Origin of the sequence: Bacillus sp. BB51/4, from assembly GCF_008368845.1 — a bacterium.
Lineage (GTDB): Bacteria > Bacillota > Bacilli > Bacillales > Bacillaceae_G > Bacillus_A > Bacillus_A wiedmannii.
Genome location: NZ_QOSC01000014.1, coordinates 261,619 through 287,898 on the forward strand (window position 1 = coordinate 261,619; position 26,280 = coordinate 287,898).

General features: G+C 33.9%; 27 protein-coding genes. 19 read left to right on the forward strand and 8 right to left on the reverse strand.

Going from position 1 to position 26,280, the window contains the following annotated elements; translation table 11 throughout:
* Window positions 1-77 precede the first annotated feature (77 nt).
* From DN392_RS21155 to DN392_RS21170, 4 genes are all read left to right on the forward strand, one after another.
* Window positions 78-914 carry a TrmB family transcriptional regulator gene (locus tag DN392_RS21155; RefSeq protein ID WP_048566848.1) on the forward strand — a complete coding sequence of 279 codons (837 nt, stop codon included), beginning with the start codon at window positions 78-80 and terminating at the stop codon, window positions 912-914.
* Window positions 907-1,632 carry an AzlC family ABC transporter permease gene (locus DN392_RS21160; RefSeq protein ID WP_000030495.1) on the forward strand — a complete coding sequence of 242 codons (726 nt, stop codon included), beginning with the start codon at window positions 907-909 and terminating at the stop codon, window positions 1,630-1,632. The genes DN392_RS21155 and DN392_RS21160 overlap by 8 nt, the downstream gene beginning before the upstream one ends.
* A complete protein-coding gene (locus DN392_RS21165; protein ID WP_000425942.1) occupies window positions 1,623-1,934 on the forward strand; it encodes an AzlD domain-containing protein in 312 nt (103 codons plus the stop codon). The genes DN392_RS21160 and DN392_RS21165 overlap by 10 nt, the downstream gene beginning before the upstream one ends.
* A gap of 62 nt (window positions 1,935-1,996) precedes the next feature.
* Window positions 1,997-2,167 carry a DUF3951 domain-containing protein gene (locus DN392_RS21170; protein WP_000602238.1) on the forward strand — a complete coding sequence of 57 codons (171 nt, stop codon included), beginning with the start codon at window positions 1,997-1,999 and terminating at the stop codon, window positions 2,165-2,167.
* Between the two features lie 25 nt (window positions 2,168-2,192).
* Here the strand turns inward: DN392_RS21170 and DN392_RS21175 are convergent, their stop codons facing one another.
* The 4 genes from DN392_RS21175 to DN392_RS21190 form a co-directional block, all read right to left on the reverse strand.
* Window positions 2,193-2,552: a hypothetical protein gene (locus DN392_RS21175; protein ID WP_048566849.1), complete on the reverse strand. Its 360-nt coding sequence runs from the start codon at window positions 2,550-2,552 to the stop codon at window positions 2,193-2,195.
* A gap of 11 nt (window positions 2,553-2,563) precedes the next feature.
* Window positions 2,564-3,157 (reverse strand): dienelactone hydrolase family protein, encoded by a 594-nt coding sequence (locus DN392_RS21180; protein WP_000727626.1) that lies wholly within the window; start codon window positions 3,155-3,157, stop codon window positions 2,564-2,566.
* Between the two features lie 2 nt (window positions 3,158-3,159).
* Window positions 3,160-3,495, reverse strand: coding sequence for an antibiotic biosynthesis monooxygenase family protein (locus DN392_RS21185; RefSeq protein ID WP_048566850.1), 336 nt, complete (start codon window positions 3,493-3,495; stop codon window positions 3,160-3,162).
* A gap of 84 nt (window positions 3,496-3,579) precedes the next feature.
* A complete protein-coding gene (locus DN392_RS21190; protein ID WP_064056746.1) occupies window positions 3,580-5,805 on the reverse strand; it encodes a glycosyltransferase in 2,226 nt (741 codons plus the stop codon).
* Window positions 5,806-6,113: 308 nt separating this feature from the next.
* Here DN392_RS21190 and DN392_RS21195 point away from each other — a divergent pair, with 308 nt between their 5' ends.
* From DN392_RS21195 to DN392_RS21210, 4 genes are all read left to right on the forward strand, one after another.
* Window positions 6,114-9,440 carry an isopeptide-forming domain-containing fimbrial protein gene (locus DN392_RS21195; protein ID WP_088321456.1) on the forward strand — a complete coding sequence of 1,109 codons (3,327 nt, stop codon included), beginning with the start codon at window positions 6,114-6,116 and terminating at the stop codon, window positions 9,438-9,440.
* Window positions 9,441-9,487: 47 nt separating this feature from the next.
* The gene (locus DN392_RS21200) at window positions 9,488-11,149 is read left to right on the forward strand and encodes a SpaH/EbpB family LPXTG-anchored major pilin (protein WP_064056745.1); all 1,662 of its coding nucleotides are present in this window, start codon (window positions 9,488-9,490) and stop codon (window positions 11,147-11,149) included.
* Between the two features lie 91 nt (window positions 11,150-11,240).
* Window positions 11,241-12,041 (forward strand): class C sortase, encoded by an 801-nt coding sequence (locus DN392_RS21205; protein ID WP_000827787.1) that lies wholly within the window; start codon window positions 11,241-11,243, stop codon window positions 12,039-12,041.
* A 21-nt stretch (window positions 12,042-12,062) separates the two neighbouring features.
* Window positions 12,063-12,890: a class C sortase gene (locus DN392_RS21210; protein ID WP_033658776.1), complete on the forward strand. Its 828-nt coding sequence runs from the start codon at window positions 12,063-12,065 to the stop codon at window positions 12,888-12,890.
* 54 nt (window positions 12,891-12,944) lie between these two features.
* Here the strand turns inward: DN392_RS21210 and DN392_RS21215 are convergent, their stop codons facing one another.
* Both DN392_RS21215 and DN392_RS21220 read right to left on the reverse strand, forming a co-directional pair.
* Complete coding sequence (locus tag DN392_RS21215; protein WP_001025744.1) at window positions 12,945-13,124, reverse strand: H-type small acid-soluble spore protein; 180 nt, start codon at window positions 13,122-13,124, stop codon at window positions 12,945-12,947.
* Window positions 13,125-13,190: 66 nt separating this feature from the next.
* Entirely contained in the window at window positions 13,191-14,405 is a 1,215-nt protein-coding gene (locus DN392_RS21220) for a helix-turn-helix domain-containing protein (RefSeq protein WP_048566853.1), read from the reverse strand.
* Between the two features lie 119 nt (window positions 14,406-14,524).
* On the opposite strand from DN392_RS21220, the gene DN392_RS21225 reads away from it, so the two are divergent.
* On the forward strand, window positions 14,525-15,793 hold the full coding sequence (locus DN392_RS21225) for an MFS transporter (protein WP_000390440.1): 1,269 nt from the start codon (window positions 14,525-14,527) through the stop codon (window positions 15,791-15,793).
* 126 nt (window positions 15,794-15,919) lie between these two features.
* Complete coding sequence (locus DN392_RS21230) at window positions 15,920-16,444, forward strand: DUF4398 domain-containing protein (RefSeq protein WP_000736445.1); 525 nt, start codon at window positions 15,920-15,922, stop codon at window positions 16,442-16,444.
* Between the two features lie 40 nt (window positions 16,445-16,484).
* Here the strand turns inward: DN392_RS21230 and DN392_RS21235 are convergent, their stop codons facing one another.
* Entirely contained in the window at window positions 16,485-17,378 is an 894-nt protein-coding gene (locus DN392_RS21235; protein ID WP_001050588.1) for a LysR family transcriptional regulator, read from the reverse strand.
* 160 nt (window positions 17,379-17,538) lie between these two features.
* Between DN392_RS21235 and DN392_RS21240 the strand changes: the two genes are divergently transcribed.
* The 5 genes from DN392_RS21240 to DN392_RS21260 are packed head-to-tail and all read left to right on the forward strand — an operon-like array spanning window position 17,539 to window position 23,330.
* Window positions 17,539-18,531, forward strand: coding sequence for an ABC transporter ATP-binding protein (locus DN392_RS21240; RefSeq protein WP_000351823.1), 993 nt, complete (start codon window positions 17,539-17,541; stop codon window positions 18,529-18,531).
* Window positions 18,509-19,534, forward strand: coding sequence for an ABC transporter substrate-binding protein (locus DN392_RS21245; protein ID WP_046959003.1), 1,026 nt, complete (start codon window positions 18,509-18,511; stop codon window positions 19,532-19,534). The genes DN392_RS21240 and DN392_RS21245 overlap by 23 nt, the downstream gene beginning before the upstream one ends.
* A gap of 12 nt (window positions 19,535-19,546) precedes the next feature.
* The gene (locus DN392_RS21250) at window positions 19,547-21,217 is read left to right on the forward strand and encodes an ABC transporter permease (RefSeq protein ID WP_048566855.1); all 1,671 of its coding nucleotides are present in this window, start codon (window positions 19,547-19,549) and stop codon (window positions 21,215-21,217) included.
* Entirely contained in the window at window positions 21,214-22,476 is a 1,263-nt protein-coding gene (locus DN392_RS21255; protein ID WP_048566856.1) for an MBL fold metallo-hydrolase, read from the forward strand. Before DN392_RS21250 ends, DN392_RS21255 begins: the two co-directional genes overlap by 4 nt.
* Before the next feature lie 20 nt (window positions 22,477-22,496).
* Window positions 22,497-23,330, forward strand: a complete 834-nt coding sequence (locus DN392_RS21260; protein ID WP_000755336.1) for a hypothetical protein — start codon at window positions 22,497-22,499, stop codon at window positions 23,328-23,330.
* A gap of 52 nt (window positions 23,331-23,382) precedes the next feature.
* On the opposite strand, the gene DN392_RS21265 is transcribed toward DN392_RS21260, so the two are convergent.
* Window positions 23,383-23,805 (reverse strand): YfmQ family protein, encoded by a 423-nt coding sequence (locus DN392_RS21265; RefSeq protein ID WP_000214602.1) that lies wholly within the window; start codon window positions 23,803-23,805, stop codon window positions 23,383-23,385.
* Window positions 23,806-23,846: 41 nt separating this feature from the next.
* Here DN392_RS21265 and DN392_RS21270 point away from each other — a divergent pair, with 41 nt between their 5' ends.
* From DN392_RS21270 to DN392_RS21285, 4 genes are all read left to right on the forward strand, one after another.
* Window positions 23,847-23,963 carry a hypothetical protein gene (locus DN392_RS21270; RefSeq protein ID WP_001987133.1) on the forward strand — a complete coding sequence of 39 codons (117 nt, stop codon included), beginning with the start codon at window positions 23,847-23,849 and terminating at the stop codon, window positions 23,961-23,963.
* A gap of 65 nt (window positions 23,964-24,028) precedes the next feature.
* Complete coding sequence (locus tag DN392_RS21275) at window positions 24,029-24,190, forward strand: hypothetical protein (protein ID WP_000108701.1); 162 nt, start codon at window positions 24,029-24,031, stop codon at window positions 24,188-24,190.
* 162 nt (window positions 24,191-24,352) lie between these two features.
* Window positions 24,353-24,988 carry a cupin domain-containing protein gene (locus tag DN392_RS21280; RefSeq protein ID WP_000098968.1) on the forward strand — a complete coding sequence of 212 codons (636 nt, stop codon included), beginning with the start codon at window positions 24,353-24,355 and terminating at the stop codon, window positions 24,986-24,988.
* A 99-nt stretch (window positions 24,989-25,087) separates the two neighbouring features.
* Window positions 25,088-26,179 carry a serine hydrolase gene (locus DN392_RS21285; protein ID WP_048566858.1) on the forward strand — a complete coding sequence of 364 codons (1,092 nt, stop codon included), beginning with the start codon at window positions 25,088-25,090 and terminating at the stop codon, window positions 26,177-26,179.
* Window positions 26,180-26,280: the final 101 nt, after the last annotated feature.

Sequence of the window (26,280 nt, forward strand, 5' to 3'; positions counted from 1 at the left end):
TAGTAGGTATAGTAATAACTACTAATATCCATGCAGCGTTTTGAAGTGAAAGTTATATAGATTGTGAGGGGTTATCGATGGATGAAATTATAAAGGAATTACAAAAGTTAGGTTTTTCTCAGTACGAATGTAAAGCGTATATTGGACTACTAAAACATTCTCCAGTAACTGGGTATGAAGTGAGTAAACAAACAGGGGTACCTCGTTCGATGATTTATGAAGTACTCGGTAAATTGATGGATAAAGGAGCGGTGCATATTGTTCCGTCAGAACCGGTGAAATATGTACCAGTACCAGCTACGGAATTAATGAATCGAATGCGAAAAGACTTTGAGAAGTCCTTTGAGTTTTTAGATGAGAAATTAAATTGTTTAGAACAAGAGCGACAAATAGATGTAATTTCGCATATTCGCTCAAATGATCGTGTTGTAAAAGAAATATGCAATATAATTAATAGGGCGAAGGAAGAGTTATGGATTTCTGTATGGGAAGATCAAGTGCATGAAATTGAGCCATATCTTCATCAAAAGGAAGAGGAAGGTGTACATATATTTTCAATCTTATTTGGCGCTCCAAATACAAAAATAGGCGCGACGTTTCACCATAATTATATGACGCCCCACGTCGTTGAAAAGAGAATGGGTGGTCATTTAACTGTTATTGCGCGTGATGGAGAGGAAGTATTAATTGCGAACTTCTCAAATGATAGCACTTCATGGGCCGTTACAACGTATGACCCAGCACTAGTTCTCGTTGCTACAGAGTATGTGCGGCACGATATTATGGTCGAAGAAATTACGAAGGAGTTTGGAGCTGATAAGTTAGATACGTTGTGGCGTGAAAATATAGATTTAGTTCATGTCGTAACAGGAAAACGAACTTTAGAAGGAATGGAGGATGATAAGGATGAGTAAAGCTCAGGCACATGTAGCTTTGCAGAGCGATGATACATTTCAGCAAGGAGTAAAAGATTGTTTACCAACTGTATTTGGTTATTTGAGCATTGGTATAGCAGCTGGTGTAATTGCAAAAACAGCAGGTTTCTCCATCATTGAAATTGCATTTATGTCCACTTTAATTTATGCAGGTTCTGCCCAATTTATATTAGCTGGTATGTATGCAGCTGGTGCTCCTGCTTCAGCAATTATTTTCACCGTCTTTTTTGTTAATTTACGCCACCTTCTAATGAGTGCTGCACTTGCGCCGTACTTTACGAAACTTCCGCTATTAAAAAATGTAATTATCGGTTCTCAAATTACAGATGAAACGTTCGGCGTTGCAGTACAGCATGCAGCGCAAAAAGGATATGTAGGCGACAGGTGGATGATGGGCTTAAATGTAACAGCATATTTAAATTGGATTCTTGCTACTATTATCGGCGGGCTGTTTGGTGAGTGGATACCAGATCCACATACGTACGGGATGGATTATGCATTACCAGCAATGTTTATCGGATTATTTGTCCTTCAGCTCATAAGTAGTAAACCGAAACTAGCAATTCATCTTACTGTTGCAATTGTAGCGATTATGATCGCATACGTTTCACACTTATTTATGCCAGATAGTATAGCGGTTATTATCGCAACATTACTAGCTGCGACGATTGGAGTTGTGATTGAAAAATGGAAATGAGATTGGACGTACTATTACTTTTACTAGCAGCAGGAGCTGTCACACTCGTGCCACGTATTTTACCTCTACTCGTATTTAGCAAACTACAAATTCCAGACTGGGGTTTAAAATGGTTAAATTACATACCAATTGCGATATTAGCAGCACTTTTAGCCCAAGTATTATTTATGCATGAGACGATGCAGTGGGATTACTTGATCGCAGCAATTCCAACATTTCTTGTAGCGATATATACTCGTAGTTTGTTAGGTACAGTATTAACAGGAGTGATTGTGATTATTTTGTTACGTTTCTTTTTCTAAAAAGGATTACGCTCATATAATAGCGAAAAGTGTAATAACATGAAAAATATAGGGGTGGTGTTATGATACTTTTAACGATAGGAGCAATTTTGTTAACGTTGTTTATTTTCTTTATTATCGGCTTCATTACGTTTATGATGTTTGTTGATAGAGCGACACCTCAAATTTATTATACACCTTGTGAATCAGTGACAATGAAAGCTAAAGGTAAACATAAAAGGAAGAAAAGTTGAAAGTTTGCTTTTCTTCCTTTTTCTATTACATCCCCGAAAGAACTAACAACAATAAACCAAATAGAAAACTAATAAAGGAAAGAAAACCAATACATATTGAGAACACACGATTGTTTCTCCATTCGCGCCAAAAAACGATACATCCTAAAATACAAAGGAAAAACCAAATGGGTAAGAATATGAACTCGCTAACTACCTCGGGAAGTAAACCATAAAAAGATGTTAAATATAAGATCCAATTTGCAAAAAATAAAATGGAAACGATAATAGATTGTAAGTAGGGACGTTTTGAAAACTCCCCCTTTTTTACGGTTACAAAAATGATAGTTAGCGCTGAGAAAAAGGCAATGAATATGAAAATAAGTAAGAGTAATGTAAGCGTCATTTAAATCTCCTTTATAAGAGTGTTTTTACAAGAAACGAATCTATTAAATTGTATGCTTGTTTTGTAGAGTGCACGTTATATTTTTCAGTGTACGGATTTAGAAAACCATGTTCACCGTGTAGTTGTTGTATTTCTAATAAAGGATTTTTTTGTTGCTGCAATGTTTGGATTAAAGAGGATACTGAAAAACTAGCTTCTTTTTCAGGGAATATAAGCAATGTAGCGCATGTAGGCTTCATGTGAATATAGTCGCGTATACGAGAGCCGTAACATCCGATAATAAAATCTATTTTCGGATTGTTACTACATAGCCATGAGATGGTAGCTCCAACGCTAAAGCCGATAAGTCCAATATGTGTATAATTGCTTGAAAGAGTATGGATGAATTCGTCAATTTGGTCTTTTCCATCATCAAATCCAATATGATTTACAAAGTGTTGATACGCTTTTTCTTCATCACTATAATGAAATGCGTGTTGCGTTTGTAGAAGATTAGGACAGAATACATCTATATGGGATGAAGTGAAGTGGTGGATAACGTGATGCATATGGTCGTTCACACCATATATTTCATGAACAATAACGAGAGCTAATTTTTTTTTCATAATTACAATGTATCTCTATGAAACTTAAATTCTTTCTCAACAAGGCAGATACGTAGGTGGAAGTTTTCATACCATTGCTCACGACCTCTTTTTTTTGCTTCTTTATGTAAGGCGTTCTGTTTCCAATTGTCAATCGCCTCAAGTGATTCCCAATAAGAAATTGTGATTCCGAGTCCTGAATGATCTCGTGCACTTTCTACACCTAGAAATCCAGGTTGCTGCTTTGCAAGTTCCTCCATTTTTTCGGCAACGGTACTATAATCTGTTGTATCATTCGATAAATTAGAAGTGAATATAACTGCATAATAATGACTCGCTTTTTGCGATGTGTTCTTCATTCAAATCCCCCCTTGAAAATTATTTCATAGTTTGAATTTTAGCACGAAATAAAAAGAAAAGAAGCAAGGGGCTTCTTTTTTTTTTTACGCTGTAAATTTTAATCCAGCATATATTTTACGACCTTTTTTTTGAATCCAACATACTTGCGCTTTTTTCTTTTGAATATTACGCTCATTCATTGTAACTTGTATAATTTGGTCAATCGCGAGTGGGGTGTTCGTTTGTATTTGACACCCACCGGTACTATAGTCGATAATGGTCGCTTCAATTGGCATCCCGTTCATATGTAATGTTCCAGGAGTCATAAGTTCTTCACGTATATGTTGCCTGCGAAATTGCCTTGGTGATTTCTTTGTGTTTTTTATGAAAGATGCAATTGCTAGTGTAAGAAATGCCTTATCGTACACCTTTTCCACCCGGTCATTAACAGGTTTACTAAATAGATGAAGAATGAGTTTACAATATTGCTCATGGGATACATCATGAAACGACACGCCAATTTGCACAGAATTTTCTTGTCTCCGAATCCATTTTTTTCTACTATGAATCTTTTCTACCTCTCCAAAAGATAATGTATAGGAAGATAGACTTGATAAAGTTTCAAATGGAATGTATGAATCTACTTCAAAACGTGCACCAGTTTCACTAATATCAAGGACGTGGCAAGAAATCGTCATATCTTCGGTTTGTAAAGTACCTGGTAAATTTACTACGAAACGTTCAGAGTTTCGGAAACGCGGTCTTTCAAATGCTACAAATAATGAAGTGATAATCGCTACCCCGTTGTATAGTACCCAGAAAATATTAATATATAAACTTTCTCTTTCAATATGATATTGCGCAGGGTATAAGAGCATAAGTGTTGCCCGAATAAGTGCAATAACTGTTAATATTAGTAGCACGAGATGAGGGACACTTGCAATCCATAAAAAATGTCTCGTGTTATTTTGGACGCCTTTTCTCGTTACATGAAATTGAAACTTTTTCCGTAAGAACGTTTCAGATAAAATAGCAAATCCCATATAAGGTGCCATAGCTACTTCGTATAAGTGACTCCACGTAGTCGTTCGTTTTTTATTCGAAACAGCTTTGAAAATAAGTTGTGACGTTAAAAAGGCAGGAGCCCAAAACATAAATAATTGCATAAAATTAATTTCTAAACTATAAATATCGAATACTAAAAATAATAGTGGCGCTAGTAAAAATATCATTTTATAAACGCCGAAAAACCAATAGTGGATTCCATCTGCATATAAAAGACGCTGCATAAAAGATAATCCTTTTAAAGTGAAAGGATTCCATTTTTTTACGACTTGAATATTCCCTCGACACCAGCGATCACGTTGTTTTAATAAATCGCTAAACGTTTCTGGGGATAATCCAACAGCGAGTGTTTCATTGACAAATACAGTTTCCCATTTGTTCGCTTGTAGTAGCATACCAGTTGCCATATCTTCAGTAATAACGCCAGTTGCAAATCCTCCAATTTCTTCAAGAGCAGTACGGCGAAATAGAGCGTTACTACCAACATACATCGTAGCGTTAAATCGATCTTTTCCTTCCTCTAATTGACGCATAAAGAAATCTTGTTCATTGGCGATATTATCTTCAAAAAACAAATTATATTGGAACGGATCAGCATTATAAAACACTTGTGGTGCTTGAACAAATACAATATTATTTTTAGAAAAATAACCAATCGTTCGCTCTAAAAAGTTGGCTCTTGGGACCATATCAGCATCCATTGTAACGATAATATCACCTGTCGAATGGGTCATGGCATGATTTAAGTTTCCTGCTTTAGCATGAGTGTTTTCAGTACGAGTAATATAGTGGACAGAAAATTCACTAGCAAGATTTTTAACACTTTCGCGTCGACCATCATCACAAATGTAAATATTGAGCAACTCTTTCGGATAAGTTATCATTGTACAACCAGCGACAGTTCGTTTTAATAAATCGAGTGGCTCATTGTAGGTTGCGATAAAAATATCAACGGTAGGTAATGTTTCGAAAGTAGATAACGGTACTTCTTTCCGTTTATACGGTTTCCATGAAATGATGCTAAAAACGATAGATTGTAAATAACCAGCCCACTCTGTAACTAACAATATAATACCCGCGATAATACTTATGAGATTAATAGTTGGTAACGAATAAAAAGTTCGCCAAATAAGGTAAATGGCATTACTAACGAGAAATAGAATAATAAGTAATTTTTTTGACCATAAATATTTGTGGGCGAGAGCGTAAGTAATAATGATTATGAAAAAAATAATACCTAAACCTTCGTATATAGAAAGGTTCATGAAAAGCCTCCTTTATTAATAGGGTATGGAATTATAAAACTTTTATATTTTATTATAAAGATTTTGTAATTACCATTATATAGAATACCATAAAATAGGTTTAAAGTAAGAAGTTTCTATATTATTTATATTCAAAGCTTAATTATTATTAGATACTATTATTAATCTTAAAATCTCTATATTAAAATGTATAAAATAGTAATAAATCACATATTTTGTTAACAAATCTTATGATTTATATTAGAATAATACATATAAAGTATATATATATAATATGTTAGTAAAATTTATTGAAGGAGGTGACCTCTTTGCACAGTAGGATAAAAGAAAATAAAAAAATATTAAATGTATTTATAGTTGTTATGAGTTTATTCTTGCTGTTATCTCAATACCAGTTTTTAAGTTCGATTGGTAAGGTGAGTGCAGCGGTAACAGATGATGAGGGATTCGATAACCCTACTTATCAATCTATTCATAAAGGTGATATGTATTCTACTGGGAATGTGAATTTAGGTATTAAAGCTACTGAAGCTCAGAAGAAAACAGCATTGTATTCAGATATAACGTATACTTACGCGACAACACCGAATGGCTATACACGTGAACTCATTGATGTAGATGATGATCCAACAACTACAAATTCATCTAAGGCATATATTCCTGTTCCAGAAGATGCTGAAATTGAATGGGCTGGGCTATATTGGAGCTCAACACGTTATGAATTAACGCAGCAACAGTATGTAGCACCAATAAAGTTTACTACTCCGGTAGGGAAGAGCTTTCAAGTAAAACCAAGTAATACGTATTACGGTAGTGGCTTGCTTTATGGTTTTGGTATTGATGGTACTTATTATTCTAACTATGCAGATGTTACAAAGCCTTTACAGTCCTCTAATTCAAAAGGAGGAAGCTATACTGTAGCAAATATTCCTTATCCAAATACAAACCTTGCATATAATTATGGATATTATTCTTTTGCTGGCTGGTACATGTTAGTTATCACGAAAGATAAGTCAAAAACAAGAAAAGCATTTACTGTTTATGATGGTGGATTGAAAAGAGCTACTGGGTCTGGTGAAAAAGAATTTACTGTGAAAAACTTTCTTGCTTCAAAAACTGGAGATTTAGATCCAAAAGTTTCTGTTTTCGCTGTCCAAGGTGATAGATATTGGCAAGGTGATAAACTTTCTGTTCATACAGATAATACTTGGAAGGAAGTTACTGATAAGCTGAATCCAACAGGTAATATATTTAATTCCACTATTTCTGAATATGAAGAACATATGAGAGATAAGTATCCAGGTACTTTTAATCCCGATTATAAAAATAATTTAGGAATTGATGCAGATTTAATTAGGTTACCAGCAGGATATATTAAGCCAGGTCAACGAGAAATAAAGTTAAAAGCATATACAACAAAAGACGACTACGTATTAAACACATTAGCCTTTGCTGTAAATGCAACAGCGCCAGAGCTGGTAATCGATAAGGAAGTAGTAGATGCAAAAGAAAAATACGAGCCAGGTGATGAAGTTACATATCGTTTACGGGTGAAAAACATTGAACCGAATTCGAGTTCTGTTGATACAAAAATTGAAGATGTTTTAGATTCACGTCTAGAATTTGTTCCGAATTCGGTGAAAATCATTTCTGGTCCGAATGCTGGAAATCAAACAGAACAGGTTGACTATGACGTAAAGACAAGAAAGTTAACAATAAGAATTGGTGAAGGAGCAAATGCTTCTAAAGGTGGAAACTATACGGATAAAACACCGGAGACAACGGTTGAATTTAAAGCGAAGTTAAAGGGAGAAAAGGTAGAAACTGAAGTTCCTAATACTGCCGTTGTTCAAGGGATTGATGAGTTAACAGGAAGTAAAGTTGAGGATAACTCTTCTAATAAAGTAGTAGTGAAAGTATTACCCGAACGAGAGGAGAAACCCGGGAAGTTAGTAGCTACTAAACTAGCTAAGGATATAAACGGTGGTACGCTGAAGGTTGGCGACAAACTAGAATATACAATTCATACTAAAAATAGTGTGCCAGATTCTCTCTTAAAATCTGTTAAACTTACGGATAAACTTCCTGAAGGAGTAGAATATGTTCCAAATACGTTAAAGATAAACGGGAAGGAACAAACGGATGTTGAAGATGAAGATCATGTACATATAAAAGATGGAACGATTTATGCCCATTTCGGCGACCTTAAAGGCGAGGGAGAGAAAGCAATAACGTTTGAAGTTGTTGTAAAAACGGAAATGGCAAATAAGAAAATAAAAAATATAGCAATAGTTGAGACGGATAGTTCGAAAGATAAGGAGAAACCAGAAGTTGAAACACCAGTCGATCCGTTGTCTGGACAACTAGAATCGAAGAAAGAGATTGTTGATAAAAGGCAAGAAAAATTTCATGTCAATGATGAATTCGAGTATCAAATTAAAGTTCGAAATAAGGTAGAAAATGGGCTAATTAAAGATATGCATCTAATGGATAAACTGCCTGAAGGAGTGGAATATGTAGCTGGTAGTATGAAGTTGAATGGGAAGCGAATGACAGATGCAATTGACGAAGATGAAGGATCGTATGAGGATAACACGATCAAAGTAAACTTTGGTGATGTACTTGATACAGAAGAAAGAACGGTAACTTTTAAAGTGAAAGTTACGCAAGACGCATTAAAAAAGAAAGAAATTGAGAACATAGCGGTTGTTGAGGGGAAAACACCAGATAATGAAGATTTACCACCACAAAAACCGAATGTAAAAACGAATGTGGAAGCAAAGGAACCTAAAGTAAGAAAGATGGTTTCGGATGCAGATGAAAAAGAAGTGGAAAAGGCGACATTACAAAGTGTAGGTGAAGAGTTTACATGGCATGTAAACTATAATTTTGGTAATGATGTCATGAACCTTGAAAAAGTGGTATTGCAGGATGACTTAGAAGATGTGTTAACTGTCCTACAAGTACGACTTGTAAACAGCGATGGAGAAGAAATAGAAGTTATACCGCAAATTGATGAACAATTAAAGAAAGTAAGTATTGAGTTACCGAAGCAGGACAGAAATTATACTTATCTTGCGAATCAATCGTATACAATGCATATTAAGTCAAGACTAAACGCTAATGTAAATGCAGATATACTAACGAAATACAATGTGAATGATGGTATTCCAAATAAAGCAGAATTACTGTTTGATCAGAAAAAAATTGTGTCAAATGAAGTATTCGTAGTACCACCAACATTAGGGAAGTTTGAGATTGAAAAAGTAGATGCGAACGATGAAAATATCAAATTAGAAGGCGCAGTATTTCAAGTGATTGATAAAGGTGGAAAAGTAGTATCTGAATTAACAACGGATAAAAATGGTGTAGCTATTTCTAATCCATTGCTAGTTGGAAAATATATGTTAAAAGAAGTGCAAGCGCCAGTAGGATATATGCTTATGAAAGAGCCAATTGAAATTCATGTGACTAGCGATGTATCTACCAAAAAAATAAAAATAGTAAATCATAAAAATGAGTGGATTATCCCTGAAACAGGTGGCATAGGAACAATTGTCTTTTATGTAATTGGTGGAATATTGATGTTTATTACATCTTTCTTCTTCTTCAGAAAAAGAAAGATTATGAAATAGATTAGTAGTTTGCAACAAAGGTAGACACAATAGGGGAGTGACGAATAATGAAAAGGATTTTTAGCTTATTATTAATATGTGTATTAGCTTTTTCGGCATTAATGAATATGACGGTTAGTGCTGAATCAAAAAGTACAGGTACTTTAACGATTCATAAGTTTGAACAAAGTAAAGACTTTAAAACAACTACAAAAGGTAATGGAAAAGAAGGACAAACTGTTCCAGAAGGGGCAAAACCTTTAGAAGGTGTAACTTTTGAAATTAAACGAATTGAGTCATTTGAAAAAATTTCAAATGATGGAACTGTTATAAAAGAAGAAGCAAAGCCAGTCAAAGATGCTGCAATTACAAAGGTAACAAATGCAAAAGGGGAAGCTGTTTTTACAAATCTTCCACTAGGACGTTATGAAGTAAAAGCTATTAAAGGTCCAAAACATATTGAATTGGACATGACTACTTTTATAGTTGATATTCCAATGACAAGTACAAACGGTAAAGAATTAAATTACGATGTTCATATTTACCCTAAAAATGAAACAAAACGTGGTTCAGTAGAATTCGTAAAAAAAGGTGAAGGCGGTAAAGTATTAAAAGATGCAGAGTTCCATTTATTTAAAAAGAATAAGGATGGAACAAGTACACAAGTTAAGACACCGAGTTCATTAGTAACAGGTGAAGATGGTAAAGTTCGTGTTGATTCGCTAGAATATGGGGATTATTATTATTTTATTGAGCATAAGGCTCCAACAGGTTATTTAACTAGTAAAGAGGAGCGTCCTTTCTCTATTAAGGAATCTGGTGAAGTAGTTAAGCTGGACGATATAAAGAACTATAAAGAACCTACCATTACTAAAAGTATAAATAACGGTTCAAAAGTAGCTGGAATTAATAAAGAGACAGATTATACGTATGATATTAAAACACTACTTCCTGAAGATATTCAATCATATAAAAAATATGTTGTAACAGATATTTTAGATGATCGTTTGGAAATAAAAGGCCTACCAATTGTTATGGTTGATGGAAAGAAAGTTGAAGATGATAGTGTAAAAGTAGTTGTAGAAGGCCAAAAAGTAACCGCTACGATTGAAGATTTTTCAAAAATAAATGGAAAAGAGCTTCATTTACAAATTACTGCAAAAATTAAAAGTGATGTTGAATCTGGAGTGAAAATTCCAAACAAAGCAGTACTTGATTTTGTAAACAAAGATGATGTTTCATCAGAAAAAGATGGAAAGCCATCTAATGAAGTGGTGGTCACACCGACAACGGGAAATATTAAAATTGAAAAAGTTGATGGTAAGGATAAGACGCTTAAATTAGAAGGTGCGAAGTTCCAATTACAAGATAAAAAAGGTAATGTTATAAAAGTTAATGGGAAAGAAATGAATGATATAACAGATGCAAATGGTATTATTACATGGAATGAAATCCCGTACGGTGAATATCAAATTGTTGAGACGGAAGCACCAAAATATAAAGATAAAGACGGTGCAGTCGAACACTATCAAAAGTTAAGAGATCCAATTGATATTACAATTGATGAAAAACACCAAAAAATAGAGCTACAAGTTGAGAATAATAAGAGCGGTTGGATTATTCCAGCAACAGGTGGTATGGGTACAATTCTCTTCACAGTAGTGGGCCTTATACTAATGGCGGTAGCAACATTTATTTTCTTTAGAAAAAAACCTGTAAAAAATTCTTAATTTATATGTTTATAATAATTGAGTTTAGAAAAGAGGAAAGGCATATTGCTTTCCTCTTTTCCACATTTTATCCGTAGTGAAAGAGGCTATTATGAAACGAAATATAATTTTTGGAAGTATTTTTTTACTAGGATTAAGTATATTTCTCTATCCAACTGTAAGCAATTGGTTTGCAACAAGAACACATTATTCAGAAGTAAGTACGTATGATGAAGCGATAAAGGGGCTGGAGCAGGAAGAGATTGATCGTAAAGAAACGGAAGCACGAGAGTATAATAAGAAGGTACAAAATACGACGCAAACATTTTCAGATCCTTTTCGGGAAAAGGATGGTGAACGTAAAAGTTCTACTGTGGATATGTTAAATGTTGGTGATGTTATGGGGTATATTGAAATCCCAAAAATTGATGTAAACCTTCCAATTTATCAAGGGACAACAGAAGAAGTGTTAAGCCGTGGGATTGGTCAGTTGAATGAAACCTCATTACCAATAGGGGGAGAAAATACGCATACAGTTTTAACGGGACATCGCGGTTTACCTTCAGCGCTAATGTTTACTCATTTAGACAAAATTGAAAAGAAAGATATATTTTATATTCATACATTAGATAAAGTGCTTGCCTATCAGGTAGATCAAATAAAAGTTGTGTTACCAAATGAGACAGAAGATTTATTAGTTGTACAAGGACAAGATTATGCAACATTGATTACGTGTACCCCTTATGGAGTGAACACGCACAGGTTACTAGTGAGAGGTCACCGTGTTCCCTATGATATTGTAGAAAAAGAAATGATTACAAAACCTTTCATTTTAGAAGAGTGGATGATCGTTATTCCTATTGTTATGATTTGTATCATCCTTCTAATAATCTATTTAAAAAAACGAAAATAGTATGTATTGTGTGGTGAGTGTGTGAGAAGGGGATTCATAAGTTTAGTATTGTTCCTTGCAGGTTTATCTCTATTTCTATATCCATTGGTTGCTAATTATATAAACAATTATGTATATAAAACGAGAGTAATCCGTTACGAAAAAGTGGTTGATAATTTAAAAGTAGAAGATGTTAATGAGAAATTTCAGAAGATGGAAACATATAATAGTTTGTTAGGAAGAGCTGCTTTCAAAATGAATGATCCATTTGTTCAGGATGCTGAAGTAAATAAGGAATCGTTAAATTTTATAAATAAAGATGAGATATTTGGTACGGTTTCTATTCCAAAAATAAATGAGGAGTTGCCAATTTACTTAGGGGCGACTCAAGAAAACTTAAGTAAAGGGATAGGGCAAATCGAAGGGACTTCATTACCAATTGGTGGGAAAGATACACATGCTGTTTTAGCAGGGCATCGAGGTTATCATGGGGCAAAGATGTTTCGCCATCTTGATTGGTTAACTGATGGAGACTTATTCTATGTAAAGGTATTTGGAAAGCAGCAAGAGTATAAAGTAGTTGGCCGTGAGATTATTAATCCTAATCAAGTTGATAAATTAAATGTAATAAAAGGAAAAGATAAAGTTACATTACTTACGTGTGAACCATATACATCAAGTAAATATCGTTTGTTAGTGTATGGGGAGCGAGTAGAAGCAGAGCAAAATGAAATTGAAAGACAAAACAAAAGTATAGCAGATGTGAGGAGTCATGAAACAAGAGATTTATTTGAAAAACTGGTTTTTGGCATAGTAGGTCTCATTGTAATTTGTATAGGGTTGTACGGTTTATTAAAAACGAAAAACTAGTGATGCAATATATAATAAAAGAAAATGCCACTTCAAAAAATGAAGTGGCATTTTTTATATTTCCTCTAAGCTATTAACTGGAACCGTTAATTCGCGTCCTGGATTTTTTACTTCATATATGCGGGCGGTTTCGTTGCTTTCGTCGACGTGTTGAATCGTAACAGGCATGCCTTGAAAACTAACATTAGCTTGCTCCGCTGACACAGAAAGCTCTTTTGCACGTTGAATATTCATTTATATTCCTCCCATCATTATTATCTTTGCTAAAAAAGAGGAATAATATACCATTTCGAGACATTCTTAAAGTTTTTGTATTATTTGTAATGTTTCTTTAATAAATGAAGAGAAGATGGAATCAGGATAGCTATCTATTGCTTGAACTGCTTCTTTTGCTTCTTTCAAGGCCGATTTTTTATCTTGAAGTTCTATATAGCAAAGGGCACGATAAGATCCAGCTGTTAATAACCACGATTGATCAAGTGGATGACTCATATAATCCGGTATGATAGCACGATCTAATACTTCTAAAGCTTCCTTGTAATGTTTTAAACCATACAGAGATTTTCCTTTTTCAAGATAATACAGTCCATCGTCTTGAAAAATTGGTACATCTTTTAGTTTTTCTCGGAATTGTTCTAAATGTGCTAATGCAATTGTATATTCATTCGTAACGGTATTGTAGTAATAAGCTTTTAATATATCTATATTTGCAACAGATAAAGTATCTTCTGTAAAAATGGCAAATTGCTCAGATTTTTTTATGTAATATAAATATCTTTCTTTATCAGTTGTAATAATTTTTTGATAAGATAAAATACGGTAAAATTCATCTGTTTTATAATACACTTGATGTTTTTTTGAAAATGCAAGTGCATCTAAAATGACTTTTTCACATTTTTCATAATTACCATATGCGAGTAAAATAATTGCTTCTTTTAAATATAATTGTATATGTGTAATAAGATCCATTTCTAAATTCTTCGTTTTATATTCATCGCGAATTCTGGTAATCAACTGTAAACATTCTTTATATTTTTTCCGTTTGTAGAGCATATAGTAAAACAGTAGTTTCGTTTCAGTACTTTCGCGATACAAAGTATATTTTTCAAATATAGAAACAGCTTTTTCAACGTAATATTCAATATTATAATCGTTCATAATAGCCGCTCCAGTTATGAACTGTTTATATAAACGTGCTGTATTTAAAGTAAGAGGTAGTTCTTTTTGAACGATAGGTAGTAAAGTCTCATATACTTCATCGCATTTATTTGCTTTTATTAATGGCTCCATTTTTTGAATGAGTGCTACAATTTCTACATCATCTTCTTCTAATAAAAAACTCGTTTCACATTCAAGTTTTTCTGCAATATATTGTAATGTTTTCATAGAAGGTGTAGCTTTTCCATTTTCAATTTGACTAAGCATGCTTTTTGTCAATTCGGAACCTGCCAGTGCTGTTTGAGTAAGCTTTTTTTCTTTTCGCAATGCCTTAATTTTTTCTCCGAGAGTTGCCATATTGTAGCTCCTTTATAATTAAAAAAGTTAAATACAATTAAACTTTTTGTTGTAATAATTGGAAAGTTGATTATATAATAAGTTTAACACAATTTAACTTTTAAGGGGAGAGTGTCATAATGGAAGATGTAAGTATAGGTCAAGCTGATTCAAGAATGAAGATTGCAACGAGAAATATCATTTTAATGATGATTGGAAAAATGACGTCTTTATTAGGAGCAGGTATTTATACGTTCGCAATGGGGTTATACGTACTAAAGACAACTGGTTCAGGAATGGGGTTTGCAATTACGCTCGTTTGCGGATCACTTCCAAGGATGATCTGTGGTCCAATTGCAGGTGCTGTAGCAGACCGTGTGAATCGAAAGTGGCTTGTCATTGGAACTGATTTATTAAGTAGTTTAACGATGCTTATTATGTTTATTCTTGCTACTATATTTGGACCATCACTTCTTTTTATTTATATTTCAGCAGCATTATTATCAATTTGTGCAAGTTTTTATTCTGTTGCATTAACGTCGTCTATTCCGAGTTTAGTGGATGAGGGGCGTATTCAAAAAGCGAGTGCTTTAAATCAAACGGCAGCTTCTTTATCAAATATTTTAGGGCCGATCATTGGTGGAGTTGTATTTGGTTTTTTTTCAATTAAGTCGTTCTTTTTGTTAAATAGCATTACATTCTTTTTAGCGGTTATTTTGCAATTATTTATTGTGTTTGATTTGTATAAAAAAGAAGTGGCTGAGAGTAAAGAGCATTTCTTGACGAGTATAAAAGAAGGTTTTTCATATGTAAAACGACAGCATGAAATATATAGCTTAATGAAAATAGCATTGTGGGTAAACTTTTTTGCTTGTGGGCTAACCGTTGCACTTCCATACATTATCGTCCATACATTGCATTTATCTTCAAAGCAACTCGGTGTTGTAGAGGGAATGTTAGCAGTCGGGATGTTAATGGGGGCGATTGCTTTATCAGTGCGTAAAGAAGTGAATAATCCGTTTCGTTCTATTTATACGGGACTGTTTTTGTTTGCTGGTTTGAGTTTATGTACAGTCTTCCCGTTGTTAGTTACCATTCCAAAAGTGGCAAGTTTTATTTACTATATTGCTTTTATGATGTTAACGGGTATATCAATTATGATTGTAAATATTCCGATGCAAGTACATATGCAAAAGACGACAGATCCGAGCTACTTAGGGCGTGTGTTTGGCCTACTTGAAACAATTGCTACTGCAATTGCACCGCTCGGTATGATTGTATATGGATTATTATTAGATATGTTGCCAACTAGCATTGTTATGATGACATTAGGCGGAGGTTTATTGTTAGTTGTATTAGTTGGAGTAAAGCAACATATGGCGAAAAAACAAGTGGACGTGTCGGCTTAAAAATAAGAAAATAATAAAAATTTGACTTATCATTATAAAAATGACCAAATTAGTATTTTAGTTTTTGAAACTCTTTTTCATGTATGTTACAGTATAGTGAGCAAGCAAAGAAAAGGAGAAAACATCATGAAAAAATTAAGTTTTGTTATGCTTTTTCTATTAGTCGTGATGGCTGGATGTAGCAACTATGACACATATATTGAAACAGGTATGCAATCATTGAAAGATGAAAAATATAGTGATGCAACGATGTGGTTTGGAAAAGCAGAAAAAGAGAAATCAGGAAATGAAGCGAAATCATATAAAGAAGTTGCTGAGAGAATGGATCACGGGGCAACAGCATTAAAAGACGGTAAGTATTTAGAAGCGAAAGATATTGCAAATGAAGTGTTACAAATGAAAAAGGACGATGCACTTGAAACAGCTGTAACATCAAATGCAGAGAATATGCTTCAAAAAGCAAATGATGTGGAAAAGAAAGTAAATGAAAGAGTGGCAAAGCGTAGAAAAGTAGAGGAAGAAGGAATTGATAAACTTATCAAAGCTGTCGATAGCATAGATGACGTGAAAGAAAAAGAGAAAAAATTTTCAGAAGCATTAGATAAGGCTGAAGAGGCACAAGCAAGAATTGAAGCGAAGAAAAATAAATAGAGTTGTAGTTTAAAAGGCTGTCGTGTATAACGACAGCCTTTTAACTTTTTTCTGCATAAGAAGTGATGCTATGTAGTAAAAAAGAAATAATTTTAGAATTCCATCTGTCCTCATGATGAATTGTATAAATGTTACGCTGAAATTCAAATTCAGGGATAGGTATGTAGCATAGTTCATTTCGTTGTACTTCTTGTTCAATAGCGAGTTTAGAAATAAAAGCGACACCATTACCGTATTTTAAAATTTGTTTCATCGTTTCTAATGAATCTAATTCAATTTCGGATTGGAATGTAATGTTATGAGCTAACATCCATTTTGTAAGTAAATCTCTCGTTGTAGATGGATTACGATGCAATAATATACGTTCCTTTTCAATGTCTTGTAATGATACATTTTCTTTTTTTGAAAAAGGATGTTCTTTGGAGAAAACAAGAACAAGTGTATCAGGCATTACAATCGTCTGTTTTAAAAGTGATTCATCAAACGGTGCTGCAGAAATTACCCCGAGATCAATTTCATGATTTTGTAGCATTGTTCGAATTTCAGGAGCTGTTTTTACCATAAGTGTTATTTTTATATTTGGAAATTCACATTGAAATTGGTGAATAATTTCTGGTAAAAGATAAGTCGCTGGTACATAACTAGCGCCAATTGTTATAGCGCCTTTATGAAAATCTTTAAACTCTTGCGTGACCCGCCTAGCTTCTTTCATAAGTGCATCTATTTTACAAGCATAATGATGCAATGCCTCACCAGCCTCTGTTAAGAAATATCTTCCAGAACGTAATTCAAATAAAGACACACCGAGTTCCTCTTCTAAGCTTTTTATATGGAATGTAATAGTAGGTTGTTTAATACCAAGTTTTTCTGCAACAATCGTAAGCTTTTTATATTTCTTAATAAGCACTACAATTTCTAATTTTAAGAGATTCATGGCAATTTGCCCCTTTTTCTTCTAACTATAGAAAAAATCTATAGAAATAAATAGTTTATTAGAAGTTTTTTAATTTAATCTTTACAGTACATTAACATTCAGTATAAATCTTCCATATAGAATGAAAGCAGGTTAAGAGTGAGGGGAGAGAGGTGAAACGATGGACATTAAAATTAGTGGATTAGAAAAGAATTTTGGAAAAACGCAGGCGTTAAAGCCGTTACAAATTGTCATGAAACAAGGTGAATTTACCACACTTTTAGGACCTTCGGGATGCGGGAAAACGACTTTACTTAGAATGATTGCAGGACTTGAAGAACCAGATAAAGGAGAAATATATTTCGGAGATACGTGCATGTATTCTAGTGCGAAAAAAATAAAAACATCTCCTCATGAACGTAATATCGGTATGGTATTTCAAGATTTCGCTTTATGGCCACACATGAATGTATTTGAAAATGTTGCATTTGGTTTAAGGGCTACAAAGCAAACGAATCAATTACGGGAAAAAGTAGAAGATGCAATAAAGCGAGTTCGCCTGCAAGGGATGGAGAAAAGATATCCACATGAACTCTCTGGCGGACAGCAGCAACGTGTCGCATTTGCTAGAGCGATTGTAACAAAACCGCATTTTATTTTGTTTGATGAACCGCTGAGTGCACTCGATGCAATTTTGAGAGAAGAAATGCGATTAGAGCTTATGGATATCGTTCATTCGATCGGTTTAACGGCATTGTATGTCACTCACGATCAAACAGAAGCAATGTCAATGTCAGATCAAATTATTGTCATGAAACAAGGAGAAGTATTACAAAAAGGAACACCAGAAGACATTTATGTGAAGCCATCTCATGAATTTGTTGCAAAATTTGTTGGTAAGGCAAATTGGCTTGTAGAGGGTAAACAAATGATTCGTCCAGAGCATGTGAGCTGGACGAAAAATGAAGTGTGTGAAATGTATACAGGTGAAATTCAGCACGTTACATATGTAGGAGAACGGTATGAAATGAAAGTAAACATGGGTGCACTTGGAATATGGACAGCTTATCACAATAGTAAATTAAGCATCGGTAAACCAGTATCGTTATATGTGCCAAAAAAATATATTCATCATATAGGGGGAGAATCGTATGAAGAAATTCAGTTCGCTTAAGTCTTTATTTGTATGTACGTTATTATTTTCTGCTGTAGTAACAGGGTGTAGTTCAAAGACAGGTAGTGCAGATGCTAAAAATAAAAATGCGAATGAAAAGAAAATTGTTGTATATAGTGCGGGGCCAAAAGGATTAGCAGAAAAAATTCAAAAGGACTTTGAAAAGAAAACGGGTATAAAAGTAGAAATGTTTCAAGGAACAACTGGTAAGATTTTAGCGAGAATGGAAGCTGAAAAGAAAAATCCAGTCGTTGACGTTGTCGTACTTGCATCTTTACCAGCGATGGAAGGATTAAAAAAGGATGGGCAAACGTTAGCTTATAAAGAAGCGAAACAAGCTGATAAGCTTCGTTCTGAATGGTCGGATGATAAAGGACACTATTTCGGTTATAGTGCTTCAGCGTTAGGAATTGTGTATAACACAAAAAATGTGAAGACAGCGCCTGAAGATTGGAGTGATATAACAAAAGGGGAATGGAAAGGGAAAGTGAACCTTCCAGATCCGGCACTTTCAGGTTCAGCTTTAGACTTTGTAACAGGATATGTGAAAAAGAATGGGAAAGATGGATGGAATTTATTTGAACAGCTTAAGAAAAATGAAGTTACAGTAGCAGGTGCAAACCAAGAAGCGTTAGATCCAGTAGTAACAGGTGCGAAAGACATGGTAATTGCGGGTGTTGATTATATGACGTACAGCGCAAAAGCAAAGGGGGAACCGGTTGATATTGTCTATCCAAAAAGCGGAACAGTTATTAGCCCGCGTGCAGCAGGTATTATGAAGGATAGTAAAAATGTAGAAGGTGCAAAAGAGTTTATTGATTATTTATTATCAGATGATGTGCAAAAACAAGTTGCTAAAGCGTATTTATTACCAGGCAGAACAGATATAAAAGCTGAAAATAGACCGAATGTAGAAGAGATTCCCGTATTAAATATTGATTGGAAGACAGTTGAGAAAGAACAAGATGAAATAGGAAAACAATTTAAGAAAGTATTTCAATAAGATGGTGATTACATGGTAAATCGATTCGTATCAGTAAGACAAGTTGGAATGACGGTAGCGTTGTTACTTGTGGCGATGTTAATCGTCATTCCGCTTTTTCTCATTTTATTTTCTAGTGTATATGAAAATAGTAGTTGGAATTTTTTAAAGCCTTTTGAAGTGATGCAGAGTGGTGGATTAGCTGGGATTTTTCTAAACTCAATGCTCCTAGGTGTACTCGTAGTAATAGGAGCAACCATATTTGCATTTCCATTAGCATTTATTATGAGCAAAACAGATGTTGGAAAGTATAGTAAGTTAGATATTATTTTTATGATTCCATTTATGACACCGCCATATATTGGATCGATGGGCTGGATTTTGTTCATGCAACCGAACGGCTATTTTGAACAGTTTTTTCCGATGCTAAAGACGATTTCATCTTCGTTTTTTAGTTTAGGAGGTATGGTTTTAATTATGAGTCTGCATTTATTCCCATTCCTATACTTCATGTTGAAAAACACGTTACTTCAAATTGGGAGTAGTAAAGAAGAAGCGGCAGCAGTTCATGGCGGAAGCTTTTTCTATCGTTTACGAAAAATAATATTGCCGTTATTAGTATCAAGTTATGTAATGGGTGCTTTACTCATTTTCGTAAAGACGATTGCTGAATTTGGAACACCAGCTACATTCGGACGAAGAATAGGATTTCATGTGTTAACATCAGAGATTCATAAATTTATTTCGAGTTGGCCGATTGATTTTAGTAGTGCAACAGCATTATCTTCTTTATTACTTAGTGCATGTATGCTCATTTGGTATATGCAAAATGTATTAAATCGAAAGTATTCATATGCAATGGTTAGTGGAAAAGGTGTGAAATCTAAAAGGTATACATTGTCTATATTTACACGCGTTGTGGCATGGGGCTATGTAATTGGTTTATTAATCGTATCAATTGGAATCCCATACTTTTCTATAATGATTGCTTCATTATCAAAATTAAGAGGCGGCGGCTTGCATGTAAACAACTTTACAACAAGCCATTATGAAGCATTATTTACAATTGGATCTCCAGGATTAGAAGCTTTATGGAACAGTTTTCTATTTTCACTTATAACGGCGATTATTGCTGTTATGATTGGAGTCTTTTTGGCGCTTATGATTCGAAAGGGGAAAAAGTCCTCTGAAAAATGGCTTGATATGTGCGGTATGTTACCGAATATGGTACCAGGAATCGTGATGGTTGTAGGGCTGATTTTATTTTGGAATTCACCCTATATGCCCATGTCAATTTACAATACACCAGTCATGGTTATCGTGACGTACGTTGTTCTTTTTTTACCTTATACGGTGCAGTATGTAAAAGCATCGCTCGGGCAAATTGATGATTCTCTTGTACAGGCAGGAACCATTTTTTCTGGAAATTATATTTATATTTTTAGAAAAATAATATTACCTCTTATTATCCCGGGTATTCTTGCTGGATGGGCGATGACATTTACAATCTCAATAAGAGAGTTAGTAGCATCCCTTCTCATACTGCCTCCATCAGTAGAAACTTCAGCAACATTTATTTTTGCTCAATTTGAACAAGGAGAAGTATCTATTGGAATGGCAATGGCTGTCGTTTCAGTTGGACTTACAACAATATGTTTATTACTTCTGCAACATATGGAGCAAAAACGAAAAGGGGTAGCATGATGAGGATAGAAGTATGGGGAGGAGCGGGAGAATACGGTCGTTCCTGCTACTTCGTAAAAAATAAAGAGACGAAAATAGTATTTGATTGTGGTATTAATCGATCATATGAGGATAGTTATCCAAAAATAGAGAGGGAAGTTGTACCGTTTTTAGATGCAGTATTTTTATCACATATTCATGAAGATCACACGATGGGCTTACCTTTATTAGCGAAGTATGGATATAAGAAAAAAATTTGGACGACTCGTTATACGAAGGAGCAACTTCCCACTTATTATGAAAAATGGAGAAACTATAATTTGACGCAAGGATGGAATGTACCTTATAACGACCAAAATGTTAAAGATTTAGATTATGTATATATTGATGAAATTAGTAATCCGAATGAGTGGATACAGATTACACCTACATTGCGTTTTCAATGGGGGTATAGTGGGCATGTATTAGGGGCTGTTTGGTTTTTAGTGGACATGAGTCATACATATGTATTTTATTCTGGCGATTACTCAGCAGAGTCTAACATACTACGAGCTAATTTACCTGAGAAATTGCGTGGCGATATAAAAGTTGCAATCGTAGATGCCGCTTATCATACTGAGGATGTTTCGCAACATGAAAGAGTAAACGAACTGTGTGCAGAAATTGAACGAGTTGCGCAAAATAAAGGAATAGCATTACTACCGTTGCCACCGCTTGGTAGGGCGCAAGATATCGTATTGTATTTATATGAAAAATATAAAGAACTTCCCATTATAGTAGATCAAGAAATTTTGGATGGATTTGAGGAGATGTTCGTATATAAAGATTGGATTAAAAATAATGAAGAAATTGAACGGGTGCTGGAGAGTTTAAAAAGAAACATAATCGTTATGGATCATGACATCGGTACGCAAAATAGTTATGGAATAGTTGTAATGAGTGATGCGAATATGCAAACGAAACGAGCGCAGTTATATTATGAACAACTGCGATATGAAGAACGAAATTCCATTATATTTACTGGACATATTGCTAAAGGGAGTTTTGCAGACAAAGTTTTGAAAGAACGTGTAGGTAAAGAATGTAGGGTGAAGCGAGTTCCATATAAAGTTCACCAAAGTATAAGAGATGTGAAAGAGATGTTAAATACATTATTACCAGAACATACGGTGTTAGTACACGCTTTGAAAGAGGATACGGATCGATTACAGAAAAAGCTTAGCATAGCAGGATATGAAAATGTGTATTCACTAACTATGGAACGTATAGAAGTCATTTAAAATGTAAAGGGGATAGGTATATGAAAAAAGTATTTGTATTCGTAAGCATTTTCTTTTGTTGTTTCCTTTATAACGTTCAGGAAGGGTTTGCTACTAGTCCAATGAAACCTAGTTTTGAAGTGAAGTTATTATTAAAGCCAGAACAAGTATTAGGTTACAACAAAGAAATGAACCAAGAGATATTAGAATATTTTCAGGCTGGTACAAATTATGAAAGCATACAAGTGCAATTTTTAGATACGGCAAATAAAAATTTAAGTAATGAAGGGTGGTTTGCGAGAATTCGAAAGAAAGAATTTAGTAAAGATTTTGAGCTAACATATAAAAAAAGATATCCGATTCAAAATGGTGTAATTCAAGATGCACTAGAAGTGGCTCAAAAGGATGGATTTGATAGTAAAACTGATAACTATGAGGCAGAAATAGATTGGGGATTTGAGAAGAAAACGTTAAGTATTTCAAATAAGAAAAGCTACAGTGCTAAAGGATATGGAGTACTTGATTTACCAAAAGAACGAGCTGCTCAAAACATGTTAATAGAAAAGTTGCCAGGGAAAATGAACAAATGGTTGTATACGAATTGGGGAGAAGAAATGCTCAAAAATTCTCGTATTTATGGCCCTGTATTAATGAAAAGGTATACAGCTGAATTTGAAAATATTAAAACGAATATTGAAGTTTGGCCACTAAGTAATACAGGGAAAATAGAAGATGATTTCGTAATAGAAGTGTCGTTTAAAACAAATGAGGAAAGTATTGCAACAAAACAAAGAGAATTATTAATGAAGAGTTTAGAACAAAAAGGATGGTTGTTACCGAAAGATAGTTTGAAGACAGAGCTTATTTTTCAGTGAATAGTAAAAAGGAATCCATATTCTATGGATTCCTTTTTCTAATATATGAGTATTAAGCTAAATCAGCTGACACGAACATATCATTATTTTGAAGGTTTTTAGAGCGTAAACTATAAGCAACTACTTTCTTTTTATGTTGCTTTACAACATCAACATGCTCTTCATGACTATAAATATAAAATGTAAAATCTTTTTTGCCACGTTTTGCATTGATAATTAAAGGCGTGCCCTCATTGTGAGGTGGTGCATAATAGCGATCTAAAAATAAACCTTCGTTAAAATCATGAATAATTTTGGATTTCTTTTCACCTTCTACGTTATTGCCATTGATTGTAACAGTCGAATTCTCTTCTTCAAGTTGTGGATGTGTTTCGTACTTGCTAATAATAGATTCAATAACAGTGTTAGGAAGGCTAGAAACGATAATTTTAAATGCCCCAAATACAACTAACATTACAATAAACCAAGTCGTCATAGTATATCATCCCCTTTATTCTATTTAATAATATAACTCATATGGTAATAGTACATATGGTGAAGTTTTGTATAATTTGTGAAAAATATGCCATTTTTACGAACGAAATGTTAGAAAAATCAATTTTGTTACAAAAAGTTGAAATCGAAGTATTTTAAAAGAAAAAGGTTTATAATAAAAATATAACTAATAACCACATTACTAATTATAAGGAAGTGTAACTATGAGTACTGTAGCAATCGTATATGGTATTATTCTTTCCACAATTATTGTTTTGTTTTTTGTTGGGGTTTCACGTTATATTCATAAATGGAAAGAAGGCGTTGCGAAATTAAATCACATTGAAGAAGAACTTAGTGATTTAATGTTACATCATGGTAAGTAAAAAGTTTATTTTTTAACTAAATAATGTGAAGAATATCACAAAACATGCTCTCATTATGAAGGCATGTTTTTTTGTTATGTGAATGATTAGGCACATTCATACATTTTTTCCATACGATACAGTGTGAAGATGAAAATGTTCGGAGTGGAAAAGAGGGATAAAATGAGTAGTTCAGGTTATGTTCCAGATAATAAAAATTTAAAGAAAAGCTCAGGAACTCCAAATCTTTTCTTTGATTCGAGAAAAAATATCTTTTTTAAAAGGGATGAGAAAAACGTTGCATATGAAGTTACGTCAACGCAGTTACCAGCGATGATAGGAGGGGCGTTTGTTGATTTGTTTATGACAAAAGGGCATATGCGAGAACCGCATTGGCATCCGAATGCGTGGGAGTTGGATGTTGTTGTATCAGGAGAAGCAGTTACATCCATATTAAATCCCGAAACGAATCAATTGCAAAATTATCATGTAAAAGCGGGGCAAACTGTATTTATTCCAATGGGATGGTGGCATTGGATCACAGCGGTAACAGAAGAAGTACAATTGCATTTGTTCTTCAATAACGATCAGTTTGAAACAGCAGAAGGATCAGACGTACTTAGATTAACACCACCAGAAGTATTTCAAGCTGCATACGGTGTAAGTGCAGAAAAATTAGGGAAGGAACTTTCGCCAATTAAGGAGTCAGTTGTAATTGGTCCTCCTAATTCAAATCGACTAAATAGCGTTAAAGAGAGTGACGACTCAAATATAGTTGTTACGTTAAATGGACATATAACATCATGTGAAATAGAGTAACTCTTTCTTTTTTAGGAAGAGTTATTCTGTTTTGTATAATTTTGTATTTTTATTCGTTATAATTATTATATAGAAGGGAATTTATAGAGGGGGCATATTGTGAACATATTAAAGATTATAGGAATTATTGCAGGAGTCATTATAGTAGCCGTTATAGCTTTCTTTTTTATTATGAAGTACTATTTGTCAAAAGAAGATCCTGATTACGTATTAAAGTACATAAAAGAACATAAAGATGATGAAACTTGTTCAGTACTAATTAGAAAAAATGGGGAAGTATTAACATCTATAAATGAAAATGAAAAATTGCCATTGGCGAGTACGGCAAAAATCGTCATAGCAGTTGAATTTGCTAAGCAAGTGTCAGAAGGAAAGATAAGCCGTAATGAACAAATTTCATTGCAGGAGTTAGAAAAATATTATGTTAAAAACACTGATGGTGGAGCGCATCCTGACTGGTTAGAAGATGCAAAAGTGAGAGAGTTAGTGCAAAATGGACGGATCGCTTTAGAAGAAGTGGCTAAAGGAATGATTCATTATAGTTCTAATGCGAATACAACATATTTGTTAGATAAGCTTGGAATAGAAAGAGTGAATGAAAGTATAAAAGAATTAGAGCTTACTAGTCATGACAAGTTCTCTTCGTATACTGCTTCACTATATATGAGAGGGTATGTAGAAAAAGAGCTTCACGAGCCAGAAAATCAATCGTTAGAAATGATACGTAACATGTCAAAGGACGAGTATACTAAACATGTGTTACAAATTCATGAATGGATGAAAGATCAAGAAGAATGGAAAAAACGGGATATCCCATTAAAGGTAGATATGGAATTTCAGCGAATTTGGTCAGATCGATTAGTAGGTGCAAACGCTAAAGATTATATGAGTATAATGGAAAAAATAAATAGTAGAAAGTATTTTCCAAAATCAATGCAAGAAGAAATCGAGAATATTTTCAAAGGAACAGTTGATAATAGCAAGTTTGAATTTGCTGGTCAAAAAGGTGGATCTACCGCATTCGTATTGACAAAAAGCTTGTATACTACAGATAAGAAAGGGAATAAAGTAGAAGTTGTCATTATGTTTAACGATATAGAAGATCAAGTTGCATACAAAAAGCTGAGAAATAATATAGATTATTTTATTCAAGATGCTGTAACAGATGAAGAGTTTAGAAGGAAATTATAACGAAATAATTTTATTATGTAAACAAGGGCGCTTTTTAGAAAGTGTCCTTGTTCTTTTTATAATACAGGATTTCTTATTTGCTTCATTGAATGTAGATTGAA

Coding starts and splice junctions, on each gene's coding strand:
- DN392_RS21155 (WP_048566848.1), top strand. CDS start 78: ATGGATGAAATTATAAAGGAATTACAAAAGTTAGGTTTTTCTCAGTAC.
- DN392_RS21160 (WP_000030495.1), top strand. CDS start 907: ATGAGTAAAGCTCAGGCACATGTAGCTTTGCAGAGCGATGATACATTT.
- DN392_RS21165 (WP_000425942.1), top strand. CDS start 1,623: ATGGAAATGAGATTGGACGTACTATTACTTTTACTAGCAGCAGGAGCT.
- DN392_RS21170 (WP_000602238.1), top strand. CDS start 1,997: ATGATACTTTTAACGATAGGAGCAATTTTGTTAACGTTGTTTATTTTC.
- DN392_RS21175 (WP_048566849.1), bottom strand. CDS start 2,552: ATGACGCTTACATTACTCTTACTTATTTTCATATTCATTGCCTTTTTC.
- DN392_RS21180 (WP_000727626.1), bottom strand. CDS start 3,157: ATGAAAAAAAAATTAGCTCTCGTTATTGTTCATGAAATATATGGTGTG.
- DN392_RS21185 (WP_048566850.1), bottom strand. CDS start 3,495: ATGAAGAACACATCGCAAAAAGCGAGTCATTATTATGCAGTTATATTC.
- DN392_RS21190 (WP_064056746.1), bottom strand. CDS start 5,805: ATGAACCTTTCTATATACGAAGGTTTAGGTATTATTTTTTTCATAATC.
- DN392_RS21200 (WP_064056745.1), top strand. CDS start 9,488: ATGAAAAGGATTTTTAGCTTATTATTAATATGTGTATTAGCTTTTTCG.
- DN392_RS21205 (WP_000827787.1), top strand. CDS start 11,241: ATGAAACGAAATATAATTTTTGGAAGTATTTTTTTACTAGGATTAAGT.
- DN392_RS21215 (WP_001025744.1), bottom strand. CDS start 13,124: ATGAATATTCAACGTGCAAAAGAGCTTTCTGTGTCAGCGGAGCAAGCT.
- DN392_RS21220 (WP_048566853.1), bottom strand. CDS start 14,405: ATGGCAACTCTCGGAGAAAAAATTAAGGCATTGCGAAAAGAAAAAAAG.
- DN392_RS21225 (WP_000390440.1), top strand. CDS start 14,525: ATGGAAGATGTAAGTATAGGTCAAGCTGATTCAAGAATGAAGATTGCA.
- DN392_RS21230 (WP_000736445.1), top strand. CDS start 15,920: ATGAAAAAATTAAGTTTTGTTATGCTTTTTCTATTAGTCGTGATGGCT.
- DN392_RS21235 (WP_001050588.1), bottom strand. CDS start 17,378: ATGAATCTCTTAAAATTAGAAATTGTAGTGCTTATTAAGAAATATAAA.
- DN392_RS21240 (WP_000351823.1), top strand. CDS start 17,539: ATGGACATTAAAATTAGTGGATTAGAAAAGAATTTTGGAAAAACGCAG.
- DN392_RS21245 (WP_046959003.1), top strand. CDS start 18,509: ATGAAGAAATTCAGTTCGCTTAAGTCTTTATTTGTATGTACGTTATTA.
- DN392_RS21250 (WP_048566855.1), top strand. CDS start 19,547: ATGGTAAATCGATTCGTATCAGTAAGACAAGTTGGAATGACGGTAGCG.
- DN392_RS21255 (WP_048566856.1), top strand. CDS start 21,214: ATGATGAGGATAGAAGTATGGGGAGGAGCGGGAGAATACGGTCGTTCC.
- DN392_RS21260 (WP_000755336.1), top strand. CDS start 22,497: ATGAAAAAAGTATTTGTATTCGTAAGCATTTTCTTTTGTTGTTTCCTT.
- DN392_RS21265 (WP_000214602.1), bottom strand. CDS start 23,805: ATGACGACTTGGTTTATTGTAATGTTAGTTGTATTTGGGGCATTTAAA.
- DN392_RS21270 (WP_001987133.1), top strand. CDS start 23,847: ATGGTAATAGTACATATGGTGAAGTTTTGTATAATTTGTGAAAAATAT.
- DN392_RS21275 (WP_000108701.1), top strand. CDS start 24,029: ATGAGTACTGTAGCAATCGTATATGGTATTATTCTTTCCACAATTATT.
- DN392_RS21280 (WP_000098968.1), top strand. CDS start 24,353: ATGAGTAGTTCAGGTTATGTTCCAGATAATAAAAATTTAAAGAAAAGC.